Below are 26,261 nucleotides of genomic sequence, written 5' to 3'. Positions count from 1 at the left end.
AAAATTTTACAGCAGGAAGGAAAGCAGGGCTGGATTAATCGATGAGCACTGGTATTGCTTTCAAAAAAAAGTTGACAGTTGTCAATTGCCAGTTAAGCCATTTAAAACAATTAACCGTTCTAATAACCAATGAACTAAAAGAAAAGGGCGTAAAGTTAAACCTTACGCCCTACACCTTAAACCTTACGGCTTAAAATCTATTTCATGAATAATAATTCTCTGAATTTTGGTAAAGGCCAAACGCTATCGTCAACAATCTGCTCTAATTTATCAGCGTGGTAACGGATGATATCGAAGTAAGATTTAACTTTCTCATCGTAAGCAATCGCTTTCTCGCGGGTATCTTCGATTTTGTTGGTTAATTTACGTTCTTCTAACATCGCATCGATATTGGTTTTGACAATTTCTAAATGCTCTGATAATTTTTTAACGATATCGATAGAAACTTTGCTATCTACACCAATTGCTTTTAATCCTTGTACGTTTTCGATTAAAGAGTTTTGGTAAGCAATTGCAGCTGGGATAATGGCCGTGTTAGCCACTTCGCCCATTACACGTGCTTCGATCTGTAGTTTTTTATAGAAGTTTTCTAACATGATTTCATGACGGGCATGGATCTCACGTGCGCTATAGATACCTGTTGTTGCAAATAACTCAGCAGATTTTTCAGTTAAATAAGCATCTAAAGCTTTTGGTGTAGTTTTGATGTTTGATAAACCGCGTGCTGCAGCTTCATCTTCCCACTCCTGGCTATAACCATTGCCTTCAAAACGGATGTTTTTAGATTCTTTGATGTATTTTTTGATCACGGTTAATAAAGCGATGTCCTTTTTATCACCTTTTTTGATCAATTTATCAACTTCAGCTTTAAATTTAACCAATTGCTCAGCCATAATCGCGTTTAAGATCGTCATTGGTGCAGAAGAGTTTGCTGAAGATCCAACAGCTCTAAGCTCAAATTTGTTACCTGTAAATGCGAAAGGAGAAGTACGGTTACGGTCGGTATTATCTAATAAAATCTGAGGGATTTTAGGAATACCTAACCAAAGTGCGTTATCTTCTTTGATTTTTTTGCTGATACGTGAGTGCTCAATCTCATCTAATACATCGTTCAACTGAGAACCTAAGAAGATAGAGATAATTGCAGGTGGCGCTTCGTTAGCGCCTAAACGGTGATCGTTGCTTACTGATGCAATACTTGCACGTAATAAATCGGCATGCTCGCTAACGGCTTTAATTGTGTTTACAAAGAAAGCAAGGAACATTAAGTTGTTTTTAGGTGTTTTACCTGGTGCCAACAAGTTTTTACCTGTATCGGTAATTAACGACCAGTTGTTGTGTTTACCTGATCCGTTGATACCTGCGTATGGTTTTTCGTGTAACAATACACGGAAATGGTGACGACGGGCAACTTTTTCCATCAAATCCATCAATAATTGATTGTGATCGATAGCCAGGTTGATTTCTTCATAAATCGGTGCGCACTCGAACTGAGATGGTGCAACCTCATTGTGACGGGTTTTTAAAGGAATACCTAATTTTAAAGCTTCATTTTCGAAATCTACCATGTAGCTGAAAACACGCTCAGGGATAGAACCGAAATAATGATCTTCTAATTGTTGGCCTTTAGCAGACATGTGTCCGAATAAAGCACGGCCTGTTAATAATAAATCGGGACGGGCATTGAACAATGACTCATCAACCAAGAAATATTCTTGTTCGATACCTAAAGATGCATTTACTTTAGTAATGCTTTTATCGAAATATTGGCAAACATCAACAGCAGCTTTATCAAGCGCAGCTAATGCTTTTAATAAAGGTGCTTTATAATCCAAGGCTTCTCCGGTATAAGATACGAATACTGTAGGGATACATAGTGTTTTACCTGCTTTGCTTTCCATGATAAAAGCTGGAGAAGAAGGATCCCAAGCAGTATAACCACGAGCTTCGAAAGTATTACGGATACCACCGTTAGGAAAACTAGAAGCATCTGGCTCTTGTTGAACTAAAGCACTACCTGCAAATTTCTCGATAGCACCATCGCCACTTGGCTCAAAAAATGAATCATGTTTTTCAGCAGTTGTGCCAGTTAATGGCTGGAACCAGTGCGTGTAGTGCGTTGCGCCAGCGCTCATTGCCCAAGCTTTCATAGCTGTAGCAATTTGGTTAGCATCGTCAGAATTGATTAATTCACCTTGGTTGATAGATGAAATTAATTTTTCATACACGTCCTTAGATAAGAAATCTCTCATTTTTTTCTTATCAAATACATTCGAGCCGTAAAAATCAGAAATTTTCGCCGAAGGAGATTTAACTTCTGGTGAAATTCTGTTTTGAGCCTCTTTTAATGCGATGGTTCTTAAGCTTTTCATTAATTTGTTATGTTTTTTGTCAAAAATAGTATATTTTATTAATTCTCGTAAAAGAATCGTATTATTTTTATCAATTTTATTGAAAATGAAATAAAAAAATGTTTTTCAGATGAAAAATTTCATTTTTTGTAAAGAAAATAGATTTTTTAAATGTTTTATGGAATTGCTGATTTTGCCGCATCATGCTATAAAACTAAAAGCTATGTTCAACTCTTTAATTAACGTATACAAAACCGAGTGGCTCGATCTTGTATTTGCAGACCGCAACAAAAATTATGGTGCTTATGAATTAAGGTCTAAATCTTCATCGATTATGACAAGAGCACTTTTCGTATCTGGTAGTCTATTCTTATTGTTGTGTTTTTCTCCTTTGATTTATGCAAAACTGTTTCCGAAAGATGTAATTGTTGATACCGTTACAACAGTTACCGAGACAACTTTGCCTGATCAAATTCATCAGATGAAAAAAGACGAACCTAAACCCGAGAAAAAACCTGAACCTGCAAAAGCCGATCCGGTAAAGGTTAAAACAATAGCGCTTCCATCGCAAGTGGTGGTGGTTAATAAAACAGAGCTTCCCCCTCCTCCGACAGTTGATGATATAAAATTAGCAGTGATCAGCACTAAGACACAGGATGGAGTAGTTGCGCCTGCTGCAATAGTAACCGACAATAAAGGTAAAGGTAGTGGTGATGGTTCAGGAACTGCTAAAGAAGGTACAGGAACACCCGAAGATAAAGAGATTTATTTAGGCGCTGATGAGTACCCTGAATTTACCGGTGGTACCAAAGCGTGGTCTAAATATATGGAACGTAATTTAAGGTATCCTTCAAGGGCACAGGAAGAAGGTGCTGGAGGAAAAGTATTTGTAAGCTTTGTCGTAGAGAAAGATGGTTCGATTACCGATGTATCTGTAATTAAAGGGATTGGGTTTGGTTGTGATGAGGAAGCCATTAAAGTTATAAAAAAATCACCGCTATGGAAACCAGGGAAAAATAAAGGAGTTCCGGTGCGTGTAAGGTATAATATGGCGATTAATTTTCAGATGATGTAAGCGGGATGGATGATGTAAAACGAATAATGGGGGATGCTTTCTAAGCTGCATGATAGATGCTGAATCAAGTTCAGTATGACGATACTGCCCTCCATAGGAGTCCGTTGGACAGAATGACATCTCTTTTTAATAATTAAATGATTTTTCTATTAATGCGCTTATAGAAAAATGTGAGGTTGGGTAAATTGAAACGGTTTGGGCGGTGTCCAGGCCGTTTTTTTTATTTTAATATCGTAAGATTGTCATTCTGAACGCAGTGAAGAATCCTTCAGCTATGGAAAGCTTACTATTATTGTTTTCCATTTCAACGCCACGAAAATTAAAGCAAGTAGCTATCTGTTAGAGATTCTTCATGCCTCAGCGTGACAATTTATATGATTTATTTGTACCTGAGCTTAGGTGTTCAGTGACTAATTAGCATGATAGATGCTGAAATAAATCCGATAGCTATCGGATCAGCATGACGATCCAACTATAGAATGATGATTAACAAAAAAAAGGATGATGGTTTTAATTCCATCATCCTTTTATACTTTCCATCAGTTTCTTATCCCTTGTTTTCAATCCACTTGCGTGCATTTACGAAGGCTTCCATCCACGGCGAAACTTCGTCTTTACGGCCTTGTGGGTAATTTGCCCAGTGCCATTGGAACAATGAACGCTCAATGTGTGGCATCATGACCAGGTGGCGACCAGTTTCATCACATAACATTGCGGTGTTGTAATCTGAGCCATTGGGGCTAGCCGGATAAGTTTCGTAAGCATATTTAGCTACGATTTTATATTTGTCTTCTGCGTACGGCAATGAGAATCTTCCTTCGCCATGCGATACCCAAACACCTAAAGTGCTTCCGGCCAGGGTAGATAACATGACAGAATTGTTTTCTTGTAAGGTTAACGATGTGAAAATACTTTCGTGCTTACCACTCTTGTTGTGGAGCATTTTAGGTTTTTCTTCGTGGTCTTTATTAATTAAGCCCAACTCTACAAATAACTGGCAACCATTACAAACCCCAACTGATAAGGTATCAGGACGGGTAAAGAATTTTTCTAATGCTACCCTTGCTTTTTCGTTGTATAAAAATGCACCTGCCCAACCTTTCGCCGATCCTAAAACATCAGAGTTAGAGAAACCGCCAACTGCACCTATAAACTGGATGTCTTCTAAAGTTTCTCTTCCGGTAATTAAATCGGTCATGTGTACGTCTTTCACATCAAAACCCGCCAAATACATGGCATTGGCCAGTTCGCGCTCAGAATTACTTCCTTTTTCGCGGATAATGGCTGCTTTTGGTCGTGGTTTAGTCGGATCGATTACAGGTTTCTTTCCATCAAATTGTAATGGAAAAGTGTAATTTAATACGTGGTTTTTATAATTGTCGAAACGTTCTTTCGCTAATCCGTTTCCGGTTTGTTTACTGTCTAATAAGTACGAAGTTTTGAACCAAACATCACGTAAATGGTCGATATCAAAGCTGAAGCGATCAGTAGCATTTTTAACTTCCAGTTTAGCCGATTGGGTAACCTCACCAATTTTATGGAAAGCAACGCCGGTTTGTGCAAAGGTATCTTCAACCGAAGCATCAGCCTGGAATACAATACCAATGTTCTCTGCAAATAATACTTTAATGCTATCTGCTTCTGCCAGTGAAGACAAATCGATCGAAGCGCCCAAATCGCGGTCGGCAAAACACATTTCCAATAGGGTTGTGATTAAACCACCGCTACCAATATCGTGACCTGCCTGGATTTTGTCAGCTTTGATTAATTGCTGAAGGGTATTAAAAGCTGTTTTAAATTGATCAGCACCTTTAACATCAGGTGTTTCTGTGCCGATTTTGTTTAAAATCTGTGCAAAAGATGAACCACCTAATTTATAGGTATCATTAGAAAGGTTGATGTAATAAATTGATCCACCGTTTTTTTGAAGCACCGGCTCAACCACTTTGGTAATATCATCGCAATTTGCTCCGGCAGAAATAATTACTGTTCCCGGTGCAATTACATCACCATCTTTGTATTTCTGTTTCATCGATAACGAATCTTTTCCGGTTGGGATATTGATTCCTAAATCGATGGCAAAATCAGAACAAGCTTTTACTGCTGTATATAAACGGGCATCTTCGCCTTCGTTTTTACAGGCCCACATCCAGTTGGCAGAAAGTGAAACACTTTTTAAGCCATCTTTTAGCGGTGCCCAAACGATATTCGAAAGTGATTCTGCAATCGCATTGCGGCTACCCGCTGCAGGATCGATCAAGGCCGAAAGTGGTGCATGGCCAACTGAAGTGGCTATACCTTCTTTCCCCTGAAAATCTAAAGCCATTACACCACAGTTGTTTAAAGGCAATTGTAGTGGGCCTGCACATTGTTGTTTGGCTACACGGCCACCCACACAACGGTCTACTTTATTGGTTAACCAATCTTTAGCTGCAACCGCTTCCAATTGAAGCACCTGTTCTAAGTAGTTGTTTAATTCGTTGTTGTTATATGTTACAGCTTCATATTTACGATCGATGGTTTGATCGTCCATTACGATTTTTGGTGAACTGCCAAACATGGCGGCCAATTCAAAATCCATAGGTTTTAAACCTGTTGTTGCAGATTTAAAGGTAAAACGGTGATCGCCGGTTACTTTACCTACGGTGTACATAGGTGAGCGTTCGCGGTCTGCTATTTTTTGTAAGGTTTCGATATGCTCGTTGCCGATCACCAAACCCATTCTTTCCTGCGATTCGTTTCCGATAATTTCTTTGGCCGAAAGGGTAGGGTCGCCCACTGGCAATTTATCAAGATCTATTAATCCACCAGTTTCTTCAACCAGCTCTGATAAACAGTTTAAGTGACCGCCTGCACCGTGATCGTGGATAGAGATAATCGAATTGTGATCGCTTTCTACCATACCACGCACCGCATTTGCAGCACGTTTTTGCATTTCAGGATTTGACCGCTGGATGGCATTTAATTCGATGCCGCTTCCGTGCTGACCAGTATCTGCGGATGAAACGGCTGCACCGCCCATCCCGATCCTATAATTTTCTCCACCTAGAATAACGATGTTATCGCCTTCTTTTGGTTTAAGTTTTTGCGCCTGACTGGCTTTGCCGTAACCGATACCACCTGCAAGCATAATTACTTTATCGAAACCCAGTTTTCTGGAATCTTCTTCATGTTCGAAAGTTAAAACCGAACCCGTAATTAGCGGTTGACCGAATTTATTTCCAAAATCTGTGGCACCATTAGATGCTTTGATCAGGATATCCATCGGGGTTTGGTACAACCATGCTCTTTCTTCAACACCTTTTTCCCATGGGCGATTATCCTCTAAACGCGAAAGCGCAGTCATGTAAACGGCAGTTCCTGCTAAAGGCAAAGAACCTTGTCCACCTGCTAAACGGTCTCTGATTTCGCCACCCGAACCTGTTGCTGCGCCATTAAAAGGCTCAACAGTGGTGGGGAAATTATGGGTTTCTGCTTTTAATGAGATTACCGATTCAAAATCGCTTGTCGTATAATAATCTGGCTCATCGGCACGTTTAGGTGCAAATTGTTGCACTTTCGGGCCTTTGATAAAAGCTACGTTATCTTTATAGGCCGAAACAATATCATTAGGATTTTCTTCTGATGTTTTGCGGATCAGCTTAAATAAAGAAGTAGGTTGCTCTACGCCATCGATTACAAATTTACCATTGAAAATTTTATGGCGGCAGTGTTCCGAATTCACTTGGGAGAAACCAAAAACTTCAGAATCGGTTAGCGGTCTTTCTAATTTTTGCGCTAAAGTATTTAAATACTCAACTTCTTCATCGCTTAAAGAAAGCCCTTCTTGTTTGTTGTAAGCCGCAATATCGGTGATTTCTAAAATCGGTTCAGGTTTGATATTGATGGTATATACCTCTTGATCGAGCTTGTCGTATTTTTGAGAAAGCATCGGGTCGTAATCCGCAAAACTTTCGTCAACCTGCTTAAATTCTTCAATCCTGATGATTCCCTGCATGTCCATGTTTTGGGTAATCTCTACTGCGTTGGTACTCCATGGAGTAATCATTGCTGCTCTTGGCCCAACGAAAAAGCCTGTTAGCGCTTTTTCTTGCGAGATTTTGGCACCGCCAAATAACCATTCAAGTTTAGTAATATCAGTGGTAGAAAGCGCTTTGTCTGTTTGTAGAACAAAAATCGCCTGCGATTGACTAAGGAAGAAATGAATCATGCTTTTTTTTTGAAGTTGCAAAAATAGCTTTTTTATATGAAAAAACTGGTGTGATTACAGGATTGAATGAGAGAATTTTGAATGATTGAATGTCAAAATATAATGATCGAATGAGAGAATTATTAAATGAGAGAATGGCTGATGATAGAATGAGTGAATTTTGAATGAGAGAATGTTGAAATAATTATTGGTTGATTCAATTATAGAATGTGCAAATTTGCCTAAACGCTAACTCACTCATTTACTCATTCAAAATTCAGTTATTATTTATGCTTCGCATCCACCACATTGCCATTATCTGTTCAGATTATGAAAAATCGAAAGATTTTTATGTGAATAAATTAGGTTTTACCGTTTTGGCAGAGGTTTACCGGGCTGAAAGGAAATCGTATAAATTAGATCTTGCGGTAAATGGTGTATATCAGATCGAGCTGTTTTCTTTCGAAAACCCTCCTGCAAGGCCATCGCGGCCAGAGGCTCAGGGTTTACGTCATTTAGCTTTTGAGGTTGATGATATAGAAAAAGAGATTTCGCGTTTAAATGATCATGGCATTATTACCGAACCGATCCGTATTGATGAGTTTACCGATAAACGCTTTACTTTTTTTGCTGATCCTGATGGTTTGCCTTTAGAGTTGTACGAAATTTAGGATGAGTATTTTCAAGTTCAAACAGTTTGAAGTCGACCAAACGGGTTGCGCCATGAGGATCAACACGGATGGTGTTTTAATTGCGGCGATGGTAAATCACGAAAAACCTAAAAGTATATTGGATATTGGAACGGGAACCGGTGTAATTGCCTTGATGTTGGCTCAACGTTTTCCGGAAGCAAATATACAAGCTGTAGAAATTGATGAACAGGCCGCACAAACTGCTGGAAAGAATTTTCAATTATCTGTTTTCAGTGAGCGGTTAACCATTAACCACACAACAATTGAACAATATAACTATGCTCAGCAATTCGATCTGATTGTCTCTAATCCACCCTTTTTTGTAAACGATTTAAAAAGTGAGGCATTTAGAAAAGGAATAGCCCGGCATGCAGATAAAGACTTTTTTAGCATGCTCATTAAAAAAACGAGTGGGTTATTGGCCGATGAAGGTATGATTTGGTTAATCCTTCCGGTAAAACAAGCTGATGAGGTTATTGGTAATGCTGCACATTATAATTTATCGCTTGCAGAGCGGATACATATTCATTCTGATCAAAGCAAACCAACCTTTAGGCAAGTGATCTGTTTAAAAAAAGGTAAAGCGGTTTTGAAGGAAAATGATTTTTATATTTATGAATCGTTAAAAGCGCATACAGCTGCTTATAAAGAATTGCTGAAGGATTTTTTTCTGGCCTTTTAGCTTATGGTTTTTGGATGGATGGCGGGGTAGGGAACAATGGTAACATTGTATAATCGCTGTCGTGTTTTTTTATAATATTTAATCACCATTTTTAAAAGATTTGTCAACCCTTTGAGGATTTGTTTTAGCGAAAAGTGGTCGAAAGATTTTGCCAGTCCTGTAAATTAAGGGGCACAATTAAGTTTACATAATGAAAAAAATAGGATTAATTTCTGATACACACGGTTTTTTAGATGATGCGGTTTTTAAACACTTCGACGGGGTAGATGAAATTTGGCATGCCGGAGATTTTGGCCCTAATGTAGCCGAGCCTTTGGCGGCGTTTAAACCTTTGCGTGGCGTGTTCGGAAATATAGATGATAGTGCAATTAGAGCGGAGTTTCCAGAGCAAAATCGATTTAGCTGCGAAAGGGTTGATGTTTGGATGACGCATATAGGTGGATATCCAGGAAGATACTCATCTTGTGTTAAGCCTGAAATATACACTAACCCTCCGAAATTATTCATTACAGGGCATTCACATATTTTGAAAGTAATGTTCGATGAAAAAATAAAATGTCTGCATATAAACCCCGGTGCGGCGGGAAAACACGGTTGGCACAAAGTGAGAACCCTCATTCGTTTTTGCATATCTGATGAAAATATTCATACCTTAGAGGTTATAGAGTTATCGGGTAGATAATGTAAAATTTACACTAAGTATGGTTTGTGGCGTTAAAACACTAGGACAATTTATTATAGAAAAACAAGCAGATTTCCCATATGCTAAAGGAGAGCTTTCGAGGTTGTTAAGGGATATTGGTATAGCTGCAAAAATTGTAAACCGCGAAATTAATAAAGCTGGTTTGGTTGATATTTTAGGCGATATGGGAACCACCAATATTCAGGGTGAGGAACAAAAAAAGCTAGATGTTTATGCTGATGAACAGTTTATTGCTGCGTTAACCAGTGGTGGCGAATGCTGTATTGTTGCTACCGAGGAAGAAGATGATATTATTCATATCGAATCGCCGGTTTCTCAAAATGCCAAGTATATCGTCTGTATCGATCCTTTAGATGGTTCATCCAATACCGATGTAAATGTTGCTGTAGGGACAATTTTCTCTATTTATCGCAGAAAATCGGTTGATGGCAGAGCCAGTATAACGGATGTGTTGCAAAAAGGTACAGAACAGGTGGCGGCGGGCTACATTATTTATGGTTCATCTACCATGTTGGTTTATACCACAGGGAAGGGCGTTAATGGTTTTACATTAGACCCCTCTATTGGTGAATTTTGCCTTTCTCACCCCCAGATGAAAATACCTGAAACAGGTTATATGTATTCTGTAAACGAAGGCAATTATGTTCATTTTCCTGATGGCGTTAAAAAGTACATCAAATATTGTCAGGTAGAGGATGAGGCCACTAAACGCCCCTATACTTCACGTTATATTGGTTCTATGGTTGGCGACATCCACCGGAATTTAATTAAGGGTGGGATTTATATTTACCCAACCACTTCGCGCTCACCTAATGGGAAATTAAGATTATTGTACGAGTGTAACCCGATGTCTTTTATTATTGAGCAGGCTGGGGGCAAAGCCAGCACAGGTTTTGAGCGTATACTCGAAATTGAACCTACAGAATTGCATCAGCGAGTTCCGATTTTTATCGGGTCAAAACATATGGTAGAAAAGGCTGAAGAAATGATGTTGTTGTATACAGCAAAATCAATCTCGATTGATGCCAATGTAGAAACGAAACTAGAGAATTTAAATGTAGTTGGCGGAATTGATTAAGATTGGTTATATCTTACTTCTCTCTGCTTCAAAAAAAGTATCTATAGCCAGGTTTTGTTTGTCTTGTGACGCAAAAACAGCTAAACGGTCGCAACGCTCATTCTCAGGATGATCGTTGTGGCCTTTAATCCAGATGAATTTCACTTTGTGAAGTTTATACAGTTCCAGGAATCTCAACCACAGGTCTTTGTTCTTTTTATCCTTAAAATTTTTGGTTACCCAGCCAAAAACCCATTTCTTCTCCACAGCATCTACTACATATTTCGAATCGGAGTAAACGGTTACTTGTTGATTTAGGCTTTTTAACGCCTCTAATCCTTTTATTACAGCCAATAGTTCCATGCGGTTATTGGTGGTCATTCTAAAGCCGCCACTTAATTCCTTATAGTGCTGTCCTGCCCTTAAAATTGTACCCCAACCACCTGGTCCTGGGTTTCCGCTAGCTGCTCCGTCTGTATAAATTTCGATCATAAACGCCGTAAAGTTATGTTTTTAGGTTCAAAATAGCTTGTTTTATCTGCTTCTGAAATTTTTTTTCGATTTCAAATAATTGAATGTTAAGGAATTAAAAATTAGTTGTAAAAACTTTGAAAAAAATATTTGCAAGAAATATTAAAAGTCGTACTTTTGTGACACTAAAAAATACGGTGGCTGTAGCTCAGTTGGTTAGAGTATTGGTTTGTGGTGCCGAGGGTCGTGGGTTCGAGCCCCATCAGCCACCCGTAATGGGACAAAGACATTTTCGAATGATTTTGTCCCTTTTTTTTGCTCCTAATTCTTTGTTTCTCAGTAGATATGTTCAGCAGTTTCATTGACTAAATTGTTCGATATCATTCTCCATTGTTACCTTTTTTCAGGAAAAAGGCAATTAACTAAGTATCTTTTACCTTCACCCTGTCCGGATTACTTACAAAAATCTCACGCTTAAATCTTATTCCATCTTGTACATAAGAGACCGCAACAAGTCCTCTGTTTAGATCGAGCTCCTTCCGGTAGTTAGAATACCTTTTGTTGGATTTAAAATCAAATCGAAGATCGCCTTTGTCTGGTAACAACCATAAGGCTTGCCTCCCGAGCCAGGGCCTTAGCTCGACGAGAGGGATAGGTTAGCATGGTTTAGTTATAAATTCCATAGCATAGCTTTGTCTTATCTGATTGCATATTTGAAATTATCCAGTATTACCTCTCCTTTTCCTGCAGAAATAAATCCAGGTCTCAATGCAAAAAAACCACCATATTTGTTGTGGTTTAAGCCTGATACATCCAAGTCAGATTGAAGCGCTATCCAACTTTTGCCATCTTTGCTGGCTAGCATGTCACATCTGTTGCGTTTGTTTACAATTTTAAGATAAAAACGCTCTCCAAACCGGCTAGCCTTGTTTGATTTTTTACCTGCATTTTCATAGACGATAAAATTCTTTCCATCGGAAGCGATGCCAGCAAAAGCTTTCTCATTGTAAAACAAAATCAGTCCGCCTGTACTTCCTCCTTTTAAAGTGACCTCGACCTGGGTTTCATAGCTTGTATCCGGAGCAGTAGTTAGCAAAAGTTGTGCATCCGCAGGACTTATACCTTTAGCTTTTAAATAAAGGCTACTATTTTTCAACTCAATAGCATTCGAATCATAACCTTTCCAGGCCATCCATTGCAATCCAAGCGTCTTTTTATTGAAATTATCTGATAGCGTAAAGCCTGATGAAAGTACTTTTTCTTTTGTTCCAGAGTATATCTTTCCTTTTGCTGTTTTGAACCAACCATCTGTTGTCCATTCAATGGGTTCAATTAGTGTTTGCCGGCCAAGGGTATGGTATCCATTTTCATAGGCATGATACACGATCCACCAATTTCCTTTTACGTCGTCAATCAATGTTCCATGTCCTTTAGACCACCATTTTTCATCTGATGAATAAGTATGTACTATCGGATTATATGGTGAGTTTTCCCAAGGACCCTGAATGCTTTTTGAGCGCGCAACTATAACCATATGGCTCGTTGCAGGACCTGCTGTGCCACCTTCGGCTGTTACCATGTAGAAATAACTGCCTTTTTTTAAAATCTTTGGAGATTCAAGGCACTTGCATTCAGTAATCCAGCTTTTAGGATATTCCCATCCTTTATAAACTTCTTTCAATGTGTCAGTGACAGAAAGCCCATCGGTCGCCAGGGGAGCCATACGACCTTCATTAACGAACAAATAACGTTTGCCGTCCTCGCCTACTGCATGGCTTGGATCAATAAAGGGGACTTTTAAATCAATCGGTTTACTCCAGGGGCCTCGTATATCATTTGCCCATATTACCCAGTTGGTTCCGCTAGCCGGAAAATATATATAATATTTACCGTTGTGTTTCAGCAGATCGGGCGCCATGGCAGAACCAACCAGGTCTGGCATGGCTCGTGTTATTGGTTTCCAGTTAAACAAGTCTTTCGAATGCCATATTAAAAATCCAGGAGAATAGGTAAAGGGAGAATGGGTCATATAAAAATCGTCTCCATCACGCATAATACTTGGGTCGGGATAATCACCTCTTAAAATAGCTTTTGGGTATTCTTGTGCAAGCACACAAAATGTAAGCCTTGCAAATACCAGTAAAAGAGTGATCTTTTTGAAGAAATTAGGTGCAGTCATATTTATTTTATAAAAGTCTTTGTTTAAAGTTTCAACCCCCAATGAACGGCAAGCTTTTTGGCTTCCTTTTTGGTAAGATGAATAACGGCCGCATGTTTAGGCGACGTGAAATTTGTTGTTTTCATTACGCCTTCGTTGAAATGCCCCAGATCTTTAAAATTCACAAAATCTGAAGTTTCGCTAAAACCGAAATTATGCGGATTGATGCCATAAATATCGTACATCAACACATATTTATCAGATCCAATACGCTTCCAAACGTTAGGAGCTTCGCAGGCTTTGGGTTCAGGATCATACCACTTAGCATCGTATACATAGCCAGTATTGATCGAATCGGATACCGCCTGTTTAATACCGGCACCTACATCATGGGGTACATAAAACATATGATATTTATTACCCACCTTGGTAATATCCGCATCGATATAAGACACCTCTTTAGGATATTCAAACAGAAGTTTCGGCCTGGCTTCCATTTTTGTGAACTCATTGTTCATGTACGAATAGTAAACCTTGTCTTTACCATCGCCGAAACGCATGGTAAAATAGATCATCATTTTTTTCTTCTCCTCATCGTAAATGGTTTCCGGAGCCCAGGCACAGCCAATTTCTTCTAATCCGGGAAAAGCCTGATCTACACGCAAAATTGTTCTTGACCAGTGTATGAGGTCGGTTGACTTCATTAAAACCAAAGAGCGATTATTGCCCCATCCGTATTGATTACCATCCCGCTCCCATTCAGTATCACGAAGGCCTGCTTTTTTAGCAAAAACATGCAGGTCAGTCAAGGCCAGGTAGAATGCTCCATCCGGTCCGCGAGTTATATGAGGATCGCGGATTCCTTTTTGAAGTGCGATAGTATCACCTGCGATTACAGGTTTGCCCTTGTTAACATCTGTAAATGTGTAGCCGTCTGGGCTGAGTGCCATGTGTAAGCCATGCGTGTCGTCTTTAAAGTAAACCATCAGATAGGAACTCATATCCTTTTCCTGAGTAACTTTGGTCTTTTTCTGAGCGGAAGCTGCGCCAGCAATTAGCAACAAGGTTATAAATCCAAATTTCATAAATAATATCTATTTCAAACGGTTAAGCGTTCTGCGATTATAATGGAGCTTTAAACGGCATATTTAGCTTCCTTAAGTTGTTTGGCGGCGCTTTTTTTTATGTACCTAGCAACTTCCCTACAAGTAAATAATCGTTTTATTTTGTGAACTTTAAAAATTCCATCCGCTTATTAATTAAAGACGCACTTATTTGAGTTATATACTCTAATTTCAAAAAAAACAAATATGCCTTAGTAGGATAGGGAATATGTGACTCGTCCTGCTATAGCTTGTCGTTTTTGAGTTATAATACTAGAATTAGTTTACATCTTCTAAGTGTTGTAGTCAGATTTTCAAACGTTTTTTAAATACTGTAAATAAATCCGCTACCTTTTATCTAGCGATTTGATGACTGTCAGATCATCGGCGGTGGCAGAAAAGTTTAGCTATCGGCGAACACTATATTCTAAAAATGATAACTGTTTTTTCTTCGCTGAAATCTGACTTATGTTATTCTTTATTGCATGTCATTCTTCCGGTTGTATTTGCTTTTATAAAATATTAATTTATATTTGTTAACGTACACGATTCGTTTAAAGCCGCTTTTCCCCGTCGTTTCTTCATTAATCAACCTTATTTAAAACAAATTACGTTCAATTTACGTGTACGTTAACGTTTTTTTTGACTTTTTTAAATATCTACCGATAAGCATACCATCCAAAATAGATTTAACAACAACCTAAAACCAAAAACAATGAAAAAGAAAAATTTAAAATCCCTAATACTGGCGCTGGCAGTGTTGGTAACCGCTGCTTGCAGCAAGCAAAAAGAAATCCCATTAAGTACTAGCGACGAGGACCTAAAAGTATCTGGTGTGAATATGCTTGCAGGTAGCCAGGCGCTAGTCACTAATCCCGACAAAGTAGTAATCGGTTATGTGCCTGGCTGGGTAAGTAGCGTTTCTAACTTGGCCAATTCGATAGATTTCGGTATTGTAACCCACGTTAACCTCGCTTTTTTTGCACCCAGTTCCAGTGGCGGTATGATGGCCAATGGGCAACCCTTGTTTAGCGATTTTACTGCTGCAGAAATTAACGCGGTAGTAAGCAAGGCACATGCAGAGGGAAGAAAAGTACTGGCTTCGATAGGTGGGGGAGATCCGGATACAGCTGCCGGTGATATTGCCGTGCAGTTCCGCGTTGCCAACCGTACCAACTTTATCAACAACCTTGCTTCTTTTGCTACCTATTTCAATCTCGACGGCATAGACATCGATGTGGAGGGGTCAACGCTAAATCAGATCAAAGCAGAACAAAACTTTGCCCCTTTTGTGGCGGCATTGAGGGCCAAGATAAACCCGCTTGGCAAACTGGTTACCGCGGCAACCGCTGCATTTAATGGTGGAGAAATCCCAAGTTCTTCCTATGCCTATCTGGATCTGATCAGTATTATGTCTTATGATAATGGATGGGGCGGCACCTCGAACCACTCTTCATATGATGCGGCCATCCAACATATCAATAAGTTTCTCACGCTTGGCGTTCCTGCTTCCAAATTGGTATTGGGCGTTCCCTTTTACGGTTATAAACCTACTGTGGGTGCTGGCTACAAATCCTGGGCGCAATTAATTGCCGATTACGGCGCTTCGGCGGTAGCCTATGTAGATACCTACGATGGCTATAAATACAATTGTATCACCGCTATAGAAGCGAAAACGAAATATGCAGCCCAAAATATAAAAGGGGTAATGATCTGGGAACTATCACAGGATGTTACCGGAACGTATAGCCTGCTGCAGGCCGTAGGAAGGAAAATTAATACACCGGCTCCCTAACTCAATTCAAGGTATGCTTATCTTATATGCCAGAAACCGTTTTTGCGGTTCCTGGCATAATTAAGGCACTTATATAACCTCATAACCCTCAGTGTAATCCAAACTTTATCAGGTTATTATTCAATTTCTTCTATGCCACTGATTTTTTAATTTACTATCCGTTAACGTTAACATTTTAGCGCTTATACCATTGTTCTGTTCTTTAATTATCTCTACATTTGTTAGGGATGAAAAAACAAGCTGAAAATAGCACGGGCATAAGAGAGATAGCAAAACGTGCCAACGTTTCTATCGGAACCGTTGATCGGGTGATCAACAACAGGTTAGGGGTTTCGGCGAAAACGAAGGAAAAGATCCAAAAAATTATCGAAGAGCTTGATTACCAGCCCAACATTATGGCACGGATGCTTGCCTCAAAAAAAGTAATTAAAATTGCTGCTTTAATCCCATCCGTTTCCAATGAAACCGGCTATTGGAACGCTCCGTTGAAGGGAATAAACCAGGCTGCTTCAGAAATCAGGAATTTCGGAGTGATGGTTGAGCATTACTTCTTCGATCAAAATGCCAAACAAACTTTCATCAACCAGGCAGATATTATCCTTAAAAAAGGTTATGACGGACTGCTATTGGCGCCCATGTTCGAAAAAGAATCGATTAATTTCTTGGCGCGTTGCAGACAACACAATATTCCATTCGTCTTAATCAATTCGGATCTGGCCAATCAGGCTAACATAGCATACATCGGTCCAGACCTCTTTCAAAGTGGATACCTGGCCGCCCACTTGTCTAAATACCTCATTTCCCCGTCACAGCGGGTACTATTGGTTAACATCTCTAGGGAGATTGACCTGCACCATCACCTTTTAAAAAAAGAGGAAGGTTTCAGGGCCTACTTTGAAAAAGAAAATATAGTAGTTGATATAGATAAAATTGATGTAAACGAAACCGACTATAACTCCCTTCAAAAAATCTTAAAACAGCAATTCGAAAAAAACAGGCCCAATCTGGTTTTCGTGACCAACTCCAGGGTATCGTCTGTAGCGAAGTTTTTTAACGAATACAAAATTAAAGATGTAAAGCTAATGGGATATGATTTTCTAGAAGAAAATATAACCCACCTGAAAAATGGTACCATTGATTTTCTGATCTGCCAAAAGCCGCAGGAGCAGGGTTACAAAGGGGTGATGTCTATCTATCAGCACCTGTTGCAGGCCACGGTAGAAAGCGTACAATATATGCCAATCGACATCATTACCAAAGAAAACTACATTTACTATAAAAACTAGCTATAATTTTTTTATAAAAAAAATGGCTGTAAAATTTGCTTTTGAAATAATATTCAATATATTCGTGTACGTTAACGAAATAGGTAAACGAAAATGTTCATAGGAGTTTAAAACCCTTCTATGTTTTTTTTGACCAAAGAACGTGTACGTTAACGGTGAATACTGACGGTAACCAATTATAAACGCATCCCTATCGTAAAACATTTTAGTACAGCTGGCTTATGGGTATCGCGCAGCCCGAGAAAATAGCTATTTTAATTTTGAAGAACCACAACAACTAAACATTTTTAAACCAACAAACTATTAAAATGAAACGACTTTTACAAATGACCAGGGTTTTTCTCGGTTTCATTTTCCTGTTTCTGTTAGTGACCTTTCCCAAAACCATGTTTGGGCAAACAGGGGCATTTAATGTAACCGGGATAATTTCCGATGAACATAACTTCGCATTGCCGAATGTTAGTGTGCTGAATAAAAAGACCAAACAGGTGGTCAACACTAATGCGTCTGGTGGATACTCGGTGAGGGCCAGCAATGGGGATACCATTCAGGTAAGTAGCGTGGGTTTGGCTACCCAGTTCTTTGTGGCACGCGACTCCAAAAAACGGGTTGATCTCCGGCTAAGAGAAGATGTAACCACTTTGAATACCGTCGAGGTAAGAACCGCTCTCGGTATCAAGCGCAGCGAAAGAGAACTCGGTTATGCCGTTACACAGGTTAACGGAGATGATATTAATAAGGCCAAAGAAACGAATGTAATCAATTCGCTTGCAGGTAAGGTGGCCGGATTGGTTATTACAAGTACTGCTGGTGGTCCGGCAGGTTCATCAAGGGTTGTACTCAGGGGTTCAACAAGTATTACAGGAAATAACCAGCCTTTGTATGTAATAGATGGTATCCCGATGGACAATTCTAATTACGGCCAGGTAGGGACCGATCAATTCGGCGGCGGGGTAGATATGGGAGATGCAATTTCTGCAATCAATCCTGATGATGTGGAATCGGTAACGGTACTGAAAGGCCCCGCAGCAACGGCACTTTACGGAAGTTTGGCCGGTAACGGTGTAATCTTAATTACGACCAAAAAAGGTGCTAACAGCAAAGAGCTCGGGATAGATTTTAACAGTACCAACTCGATAGAAACACAATTAACGAAATATGATGATGTCCAATATTTATACGGACAGGGAAGAAACCAGTTATTACCGGTTGATCAGGCTTCGGCTTTCAATAGTCTTTTCATCAATTTCGGTCCACGCTTGGATCCAGGAATCAATCTGGTGGGTTTCGACGGTGTAAGCAGGCCTTATGCGCTGGTTAAAGATAACATTCAGAACTTTTTCCGCACAGGTTCATCCTTTAATAATACAATAGCCCTGAGCAGTTCTACAGATAAATCGAACTTCAGGTTTTCTGCAGCAGACTTGCGGTATAAGGATATTGTGCCAACAAGTGACATCAAAAGAAATACTTATACTTTTTCGGGACGTTCGAAATTCGGCGACAAGTTCTCGCTTGATGTACGGGCAACTTATATGAACGAGAAAGTGAACAACAGGGCCGGACTGGGCGATTCTCCTTCCAATATCGGCATGAACTTCAATGGTCTGGCCAATAATATAGATCAAGAACTGTTTAAAACAAACTACAAAACAGCGCAGGGCGATTATGTTGATTGGGGCGGTGGCCAATTCCGTATCAATCCTTATTGGGTAATCCAGGAAATGTATAACAAGACGACTAAAGAGCGGCTTACCGGATCGTTAAACGCAACCTATCAGTTTACCAAGAGTTTTAGTTTAAATGCTAAAGCAGCAACTGATGTTACGTTTCTGGACTATGAAAGCTATAGGCCAAAAACGACACCCGGGGCATTGGGCGGACAGCTTGATCAGGTTAACCAACGTTACACGACCAATCAGGTAGAAGCTTTGGCAAGTTATACCAGGCAGATTGGCAAAGACTTTAACATCTCCGCACGCTTAGGTGGAAGCATCAATAACCGCATTCGGAAAGGCACCACATCTGCTTTCTCAAATATGATTGTTTTAGACGCCATCAGTGCCAGTAGTTATTTAGATAAATCGGTGATTCCCAACGATATTCCGCGTACCATCAGGTCTGTTTACGGACTTATAACGGTAGGTTTTAAAAAATATCTTTATCTAGACGCTACCGTAAGAAGAGATCAATCTTCAACCTTGCCCGAGCATAACAATACTTACACTTATCCATCACTTTCTACCAGCTTTGTATTTACCGATGCTTTTAAAATTAATAGTAACATTTTATCGTTCGGTAAGTTAAGGGCATCGGTAGCAGAGGTTGGAAATGATACTGATCCTTTCTTATTGGATTTGTACTATTCACTTAATCAGCTTCCTTTTAACGGGGCATTGAATGGCAAAATTTCGTCCCGGGTGATTCCACCGATCGACTTGAAACCAACCAGAACGAGGTCTTTCGAAATTGGTACCAACCTGAAGTTTTTTAAAAACAAAGTTAATTTTGATGCGGCTTACTATAGTTCAAAATCAAGAGACCAGATCAACATCGTACCTGCTGCGTTCTCATCAGGCTATCCACAACAGCTGATAAACGCGGGCGTAATCGCCAATCATGGGATCGAATTATTGGTTTCGGCAAGTCCGCTGTCTGATAAAAGCAGAATCAAGTGGGACATCAGTGTCAACTTCGCCAGAAACGTAAGTAAAGTAGCGTCTTTGTCTGACCGGGTAGGCGAATACCTCTCGCTATCAGAGGCGCGTTGGGCAGGCTTACGGGTGGTAGCCAAACCTGGAGAGCAGTACGGAACTTTAATGGGATACGATTTTATGAGAGACCCGGATGGCAACGTGATCTTAAACTCTACCAACCTGTTGCCCATTATCGATCCTAAAATGAAGGTTCTGGGCAAGGGGGTATTTGATTGGACCGGCGGGGTAACCAGTCGGATTTCTTATCGAAACTTCAGTTTGAACGCCAGCTTTGATGTGAAATACGGTGCAGATCTATTTTCTATGACCAATCTATTTATGCATGCCAGAGGCTCTGCAACAGCAACCTTAGCGGGAAGAGACGAGTGGATCTTATCTGAAGAAAACCGTTTGGCCGCTAAAAAAACCGCTGCAGAATGGGCCTCGGAAGGAAAAGTAAGGGGATTTGTGCCACAAGGCGTAATCAATACCGGTACTGCGGCTAATCCGGTTTACACGGCGAATACAAGAGCTATGGATCCGACACTGTACTGGACAACCTTTGCTACCGACGGTTCTAATATTGCAACACCATTTGTTTATAAGGCTACTTATGTGAAGGTGAGGGACCTGACGCTTACCTATACTTTATCACAGGCATTGAATAAAAAGCTGGGACTGAAAGGCTCGTCGCTAGGCCTGGTGGCAAGAAATCCTTTTATCATCTATAAGGATGTACCCAATGTAGATCCTGATTCCAATTACAATAACAGCAATGGCCAGGGCCTGGAATATGGTTCACTTCCCACCCGGAGAGGTTGGGGTTTTAACCTCAATGTTAAATTCTAAAGATGTCGATCATGAAACAAAAAATAACATATATAGTAATGCTCCTGCTGATCCTGACTTCACTGGGGTGCAAGAAATTTGGTGACCTGAATGTAGACCCTACCAGATCATCTAATTTAGATCCTGCCAGTCAGCTGATGTACACCCAGGTATATTTTTCGGGCGATTTGGGCATACAGGAGCGCACAAACTATTTTATGCTCATCCCGATGATGCAGCAGTTTGCAGGTGCTTTTAATATGAGTTTTGGTGCGGTGTACAAGAAAACGCCTTCTTACCTCTGGCGGATGTTCGATGAGAGCTATCAAAACGATGTGGTTAACATTGTTGATGCGGTAGAACGCAGCAAAGGGGTGGCCAACCAAACCAACCTCAACGCCATGTGCCGGATCATGAAGGTGTATATCTTCGCCCGGTTGACTGACACCTATGGTGATATCCCTTATTTTGAGGCAGGGAAAGGATCTACCGGGCAGATCAGGCCGAAGTTTGACGCGCAGAAAGATATTTATTACGATTTCTTTAAGGAATTGGCCGAAGCGTCTGCCCAGTTAGATGCGGCTAAAGATAGGGTGCCCAACGAGTATTTTTACAAAGGCAATATCTCCGCCTGGAAAAAGTTCGCCAATTCACTCCGGTTGCGTTTGGCCCTTCGCCTGGCGAAGAGAGATCCGGAGAAGGCCAAAGCTGAAATCCAGGCAGCTTATGCCGGCGGTGTTTTCACAAGCAATGCCGATATCTGTATGACCAGGCATGAGAATGTTCCCAACAGTTATCAGGATCCACGCCCGAACGGAATTTCAGCAGCCTGGAACAGTAAAAATGAAATGGGCCGTGTAGTAAACACCTTCTTAAATGCATTAACGGTTACCAATGATCCGCGTGTAAACCATCTGATTAAATGTTACCGCGAATTCAATCCGGTAGCCCCGACCAGATTCCTGGAGCGGGAAGATATTACCGCACAGGTAAGAGCTAAAATAGGCTTGGTAGGCGCAATCCCGGGCCGTTATAACTCTGATGATGTGTTAAGCACCACTGCCATTACATTGGCAAACGGCACATCTTACACACCCAGAAGCATAGACCTTAAGCCACAGTTAAACCATAACTTACTGAGAAACGATGCACCATTCTTCCACATTACGTATGCTGAGGTAGAACTGCTATTGGCCGATGCGACACAGCGTTTCGGTTTGAACTTAGGTGGCACTGCACAAGAGCACTACTACAAAGGCGTGGAGGCAGCCATGCAACAGCTTAGCTTATATCCAGGTGGTCCGGTGGTAACGGCAACCGAAATCAACAACTTCAAGACCGCCAATCCCTTAGTTGTGGGCAGAGAATTAGAGCAGATTAATACTCAGTTGTGGATTGCCTTGTTGTTAAATGGAAACGAAACCTATGCCAACTGGCGCAGAAGCGGATTTCCGGTATTGGTACCGTCGCCTACTACCGAATCGGTATCACAAACCATACCCAGAAGATTTGAATATCCACTATCCGAGAAACAGCAGAATGCCGCTAATGTAGAAGCCGCGATTAAAATTATCGGTACAGACGATTGGACCAAACGCGTTTGGTGGGATCAGGAATAATAAACATCATTAATAATGATCGTAGAAAATTTAAAGAGATGAAAAAAATAAAATTATTAATATACGCCTTATTTGCTGTGGCCCTCTTTTTTGGTTGTAAAGAAAACGAGGTAGCCCAACAGGAAAAGGACTATGATTATGTGCCAAGAATTATTGGCGGAGACATTGCATCTATTTTCCCAACTCCCAATGCAACCCAAGTATTGGAACCGGGAGAAATTATTACATTCAATACACTGCAATTTACGCCTGCAGGAAAGGTGCAAGTGCTTTGGAAGGTAAACGACAAACAAGTAGCTACTGGCGAAAAATATGCTTTCACGGCTACAGCCGCTGGCGATTATCGCATAAAAGTAGAAGCCACTTATAACGGAACCACGGTAAGCCGGTTTAAAGATGTGTTTGTATTGGCTGCTGCTGGAACGGCATTTACGCCTAAAAGCTACACCAAGGTGGTGATGTCGTACCTGGGGGAGAATGGCGATATCAGCAACATGAACTGGAATAATGTAACACATGTTACCTTCAAGGCGGGCTTAATTAATGCTGCCGGATTGTTGGATGTTTCTAAAGGAGAAACGGGCAGGAAATCGCAGGAAATTGTGACCAAGGCACACCTGGCTGGTGTTCCGGTGCTACTGGGCATTAGTGCCACACTTTCGGCGAACGGCTGGAATATTTATGACAGTAATACTTTTGGTTCGGCATTGAAGAATGCAACTCAGCGTACCGCACTGGCACAGGCCGTTAAAGATTACCTGGCCTTACGAAACATGGACGGGGTAGATGTAATGATGGCCGATGTGGGCAATACCGTAGAAGCAACTACAACAGCTAACATGGCTGCAACGATAACTTTTATCAATGAGTTGCGCAATGCATTGGGCACTTCCAAAATCATTACCCTCACTGTACCGGTAAATTACACACACAGTAACTACACGGCTGCAAGTCTGACCAATGTAAACTGGGTTCATGTTCGTGCTTTTGAAAGCGGTTTAAATACCGGTACGGGCAAGCCATTGGGCAATCCTTCAGGCTACGATTACATGGTAAGCAGTGCCAATGTTTGGAAAGCTAAACTGCCGCTTAATAAAATCGTAGTAGGCATCCCGGCTATGGGATTAAGGTACACCGCAGTTGATGCCAATGGCAACAATGCGAGCTTTACCTCATTCAACTATATTGCCTATAAAGATATTCTGGCTTTATATCCTACAGCTTTCGATAAGGAGAAAGTAGATTTGACACCGGCTCCCTTGGCAATTTATTTCAACGGCGTGCCATTGGTTACCCAAAAAGCAAATTTCATTAAAACAAGCGACTTTTTGGGTGCCTATATCTGGCAGGGAGATTTTGATGTATCAGGAAACAATTCTTTAACCCAGGCGGTTTACAATACCCTTAAATAATACCCAGTTGGGCCAGCGCTGGTAAATGATTGGCGCTGGTTCCAGAAAAAAGCACATAATAACTTTTGCAAAAGCTATACAAATGATTTACAGCAATAACAAAAAATGGATCTGTGGCTTAATGCTTTTGGTCCTGGCCACCGTTAACCCCTTGCATGCCCAGTTTAAAGTAATCGGTTACATCTGGTCGCGGGCAAATATGGTGAAAGACCTGAAGAAAGTTGATCTGGGGAAAATAACACATCTCAATATTGCTTTCATCAACCCCGGTCCAGACGGAGTTTTTAAAGATGTACCTGGCTTAGATACGGTAGTACAAATGGCACATCAGCGGAATATCAAAGTGCTGTTATCTTGTGGTGGGGGAAGCAGCCATGCTTATTACGCCAAATTATTGGGAGATGAGCATAGGAAAGCTTTGGTTACCAACTTTATTGCTGTGCTGGATAAATATAACCTCGATGGCATTGATGTTGATTTGGAGGGGGACGACATTGATGCCAACTACGAGGCTTTTGTTGTTGGGTTAAAAAAACAACTGAACAAAAGAAAGAAGCTCTTATCAGCTGCTGTGGCCTGGTGGACCAGAGACCGGATAACTAATTTAGCTTTAGCGCAGTTTGATTTTATCAATATTATGGCCTATGACAAAACCGGTCCCTGGAAACCTGAAGTGCCCGGGCAACACGCACCAATATCTTACGCGATGGATCATCTGGATTATTGGCATAAGGAGCGGGGTATGAAAAAGACGAGTCTTAACCTCGGACTTCCATTTTACGGTTATGGTTTTGGTGAGTTACCAGGTAAAGACAGGACCTTTAGGCAAATGTCCTGGCAAGATGTGCAGGCGAAATATACTGAACGGATGGATTACGACGAAATTGTCTTACCAGAAAATGGTGGCACAATTTATTACAACGGAAAAAACACCATTAAAGACAAAACTATATTGGCTACAAAAGACGGTGGTGGAGTAATGATCTGGCAACTCTTATACGATAGCCAAAATGAAAACTCGCTACTGAGCCTCATTGATAAAACCCATAGAGAAGCCCTGAAGTAAAAAATATCCATATGAAGAAAATATTGAATTTGCTCTGCATGCTCCTTTTTGTGTTGGTATCATGCAAGGGCAAGCAAACGGCAGCGCCGCAAGAAGGGCAGCTACCTGTAAATAAAGACAATCCGTTTGTTATTAACGGAAGGTTAAAGGTAGTGGGAACCACGCTCATGAACCAGCAGGGGAAAGCCATCCAATTGAGGGGCATGAGTACCCACGGCCTGCAATATAGGGGTAATTGCTATAATGACCAGTCGCTCGATCTGTTGACCAACAATTGGGGTGCCGACATTTTGCGTATTTCCATGTATATTCAGGAGGGAGGCTATGAAACCAAACCAGAACATTTTACACAGTTTGTAGATGACCTGGTTGAAAAATGTTATCAAAGGGGAGTTTATGCACTTATTGATTGGCATATGTTGCATCCGGGCGATCCAAATGCCAACACGGCAATGGCCAAAACATTTTTCGAACACGTATCCAAAAAACATGCAGCCAAAGGGAATGTGCTTTACGAAATCTGCAATGAACCCAATAGCGATAAGTATCCGGTTACCTGGCAACTGATTAGAAATTATGCGGAACAGATTATTCCGATTATTCGCAATAACGATCCCGGATCTATCGTGATTGTAGGCACTCCGGAATTTGCCTCAAGGCCCGACCATGTAATTGGCAAGACATTAAACTTTAACAATATCATGTACACCATGCATTTTTATGCCGCTGACCAAAACAAACCCAGTCAGGATGCCCGCATGGGCTTTGTACAGGCTGCACTTGATGGGGGAATTCCGGTTTTTGTAACCGAATTTGGCACCCAGGATGGATGGGGTGATGGAGAAAATGATTTCATAAAGTCGCAGCAATGGCTCAGATTTCTTGCAGATCGAAAAATATCATGGGTGAACTGGAACTTTTCTGATAGTCCGCGCAGTGGCGCAGCCTGGAAAACAGGCACCTGCCCGGATGGCCCATGGACCGATGAGAACCTCAAAGAGGCTGGCAAGTGGATCAGAACACAGTTGAGCAGTCCGCCAGATAGCTGGAAGTAAAAGATAATGGAGAGAAAATGATA

General features: G+C 40.8%; 18 protein-coding genes and 1 tRNA gene. 13 read left to right on the top strand and 6 right to left on the bottom strand.

The window, feature by feature from the left end; translation table 11 throughout:
• Positions 1-197 precede the first annotated feature (197 nt).
• Positions 198-2,372, bottom strand: a complete 2,175-nt coding sequence (locus LQ227_RS00800; protein ID WP_230144135.1) for a glutamine synthetase III — start codon at positions 2,370-2,372, stop codon at positions 198-200.
• A 202-nt stretch (positions 2,373-2,574) separates the two neighbouring features.
• Here LQ227_RS00800 and LQ227_RS00795 point away from each other — a divergent pair, with 202 nt between their 5' ends.
• Positions 2,575-3,426 (top strand): energy transducer TonB, encoded by an 852-nt coding sequence (locus tag LQ227_RS00795; protein WP_230144136.1) that lies wholly within the window; start codon positions 2,575-2,577, stop codon positions 3,424-3,426.
• Between the two features lie 547 nt (positions 3,427-3,973).
• Here LQ227_RS00795 and purL read toward each other — a convergent pair.
• Entirely contained in the window at positions 3,974-7,672 is a 3,699-nt protein-coding gene (purL, locus tag LQ227_RS00790; protein WP_256450240.1) for a phosphoribosylformylglycinamidine synthase, read from the bottom strand.
• A 233-nt stretch (positions 7,673-7,905) separates the two neighbouring features.
• Between purL and LQ227_RS00785 the strand changes: the two genes are divergently transcribed.
• From LQ227_RS00785 to fbp, 4 genes are all read left to right on the top strand, one after another.
• The gene (locus LQ227_RS00785; protein WP_230144138.1) at positions 7,906-8,286 is read left to right on the top strand and encodes a VOC family protein; all 381 of its coding nucleotides are present in this window, start codon (positions 7,906-7,908) and stop codon (positions 8,284-8,286) included.
• A 1-nt stretch (position 8,287) separates the two neighbouring features.
• A complete protein-coding gene (locus LQ227_RS00780) occupies positions 8,288-8,989 on the top strand; it encodes a tRNA1(Val) (adenine(37)-N6)-methyltransferase (RefSeq protein WP_256449126.1) in 702 nt (233 codons plus the stop codon).
• Between the two features lie 190 nt (positions 8,990-9,179).
• Positions 9,180-9,671 carry a metallophosphoesterase gene (locus LQ227_RS00775; protein ID WP_230147806.1) on the top strand — a complete coding sequence of 164 codons (492 nt, stop codon included), beginning with the start codon at positions 9,180-9,182 and terminating at the stop codon, positions 9,669-9,671.
• Between the two features lie 19 nt (positions 9,672-9,690).
• Positions 9,691-10,770 (top strand): class 1 fructose-bisphosphatase, encoded by a 1,080-nt coding sequence (gene fbp / locus LQ227_RS00770; RefSeq protein WP_230144141.1) that lies wholly within the window; start codon positions 9,691-9,693, stop codon positions 10,768-10,770.
• A 6-nt stretch (positions 10,771-10,776) separates the two neighbouring features.
• On the opposite strand, the gene rnhA is transcribed toward fbp, so the two are convergent.
• Positions 10,777-11,241, bottom strand: coding sequence for a ribonuclease HI (gene rnhA, locus LQ227_RS00765; protein ID WP_057934856.1), 465 nt, complete (start codon positions 11,239-11,241; stop codon positions 10,777-10,779).
• Positions 11,242-11,417: 176 nt separating this feature from the next.
• On the opposite strand from rnhA, the gene LQ227_RS00760 reads away from it, so the two are divergent.
• Positions 11,418-11,491: transfer RNA gene (locus tag LQ227_RS00760), tRNA-His, on the top strand.
• A gap of 151 nt (positions 11,492-11,642) precedes the next feature.
• Here LQ227_RS00760 and LQ227_RS25610 read toward each other — a convergent pair.
• From LQ227_RS25610 to LQ227_RS00750, 3 genes are all read right to left on the bottom strand, one after another.
• Positions 11,643-11,825 carry a glycoside hydrolase N-terminal domain-containing protein gene (locus LQ227_RS25610; protein ID WP_371823026.1) on the bottom strand — a complete coding sequence of 61 codons (183 nt, stop codon included), beginning with the start codon at positions 11,823-11,825 and terminating at the stop codon, positions 11,643-11,645.
• Positions 11,826-11,917: 92 nt separating this feature from the next.
• Positions 11,918-13,399 (bottom strand): family 43 glycosylhydrolase, encoded by a 1,482-nt coding sequence (locus LQ227_RS00755; RefSeq protein ID WP_230144142.1) that lies wholly within the window; start codon positions 13,397-13,399, stop codon positions 11,918-11,920.
• 23 nt (positions 13,400-13,422) lie between these two features.
• Complete coding sequence (locus LQ227_RS00750; protein WP_230147805.1) at positions 13,423-14,463, bottom strand: glycoside hydrolase family 43 protein; 1,041 nt, start codon at positions 14,461-14,463, stop codon at positions 13,423-13,425.
• A gap of 733 nt (positions 14,464-15,196) precedes the next feature.
• Here LQ227_RS00750 and LQ227_RS00745 point away from each other — a divergent pair.
• From LQ227_RS00745 to LQ227_RS00715, 7 genes are all read left to right on the top strand, one after another.
• Positions 15,197-16,276 (top strand): glycosyl hydrolase family 18 protein, encoded by a 1,080-nt coding sequence (locus tag LQ227_RS00745; RefSeq protein WP_230147802.1) that lies wholly within the window; start codon positions 15,197-15,199, stop codon positions 16,274-16,276.
• A gap of 227 nt (positions 16,277-16,503) precedes the next feature.
• The gene (locus tag LQ227_RS00740) at positions 16,504-17,562 is read left to right on the top strand and encodes a LacI family DNA-binding transcriptional regulator (protein ID WP_230144145.1); all 1,059 of its coding nucleotides are present in this window, start codon (positions 16,504-16,506) and stop codon (positions 17,560-17,562) included.
• A 308-nt stretch (positions 17,563-17,870) separates the two neighbouring features.
• Positions 17,871-21,107, top strand: coding sequence for a SusC/RagA family TonB-linked outer membrane protein (locus LQ227_RS00735; RefSeq protein ID WP_230147800.1), 3,237 nt, complete (start codon positions 17,871-17,873; stop codon positions 21,105-21,107).
• Between the two features lie 11 nt (positions 21,108-21,118).
• Entirely contained in the window at positions 21,119-22,705 is a 1,587-nt protein-coding gene (locus tag LQ227_RS00730) for a SusD/RagB family nutrient-binding outer membrane lipoprotein (protein ID WP_230147799.1), read from the top strand.
• A 38-nt stretch (positions 22,706-22,743) separates the two neighbouring features.
• Entirely contained in the window at positions 22,744-24,117 is a 1,374-nt protein-coding gene (locus LQ227_RS00725; RefSeq protein WP_230147797.1) for a glycosyl hydrolase family 18 protein, read from the top strand.
• A gap of 82 nt (positions 24,118-24,199) precedes the next feature.
• Positions 24,200-25,183 carry a glycosyl hydrolase family 18 protein gene (locus tag LQ227_RS00720; protein WP_230147795.1) on the top strand — a complete coding sequence of 328 codons (984 nt, stop codon included), beginning with the start codon at positions 24,200-24,202 and terminating at the stop codon, positions 25,181-25,183.
• 11 nt (positions 25,184-25,194) lie between these two features.
• On the top strand, positions 25,195-26,238 hold the full coding sequence (locus LQ227_RS00715; RefSeq protein WP_230144150.1) for a glycoside hydrolase family 5 protein: 1,044 nt from the start codon (positions 25,195-25,197) through the stop codon (positions 26,236-26,238).
• Positions 26,239-26,261 lie beyond the last annotated feature (23 nt).

Source organism: Pedobacter sp. Bi27 (assembly GCF_918698255.1).
In the GTDB taxonomy this organism is placed as follows: domain Bacteria; phylum Bacteroidota; class Bacteroidia; order Sphingobacteriales; family Sphingobacteriaceae; genus Pedobacter.
Note: the sequence above shows the minus strand (reverse complement) of the source record. Positions and strands in the feature narration are given on the sequence as shown.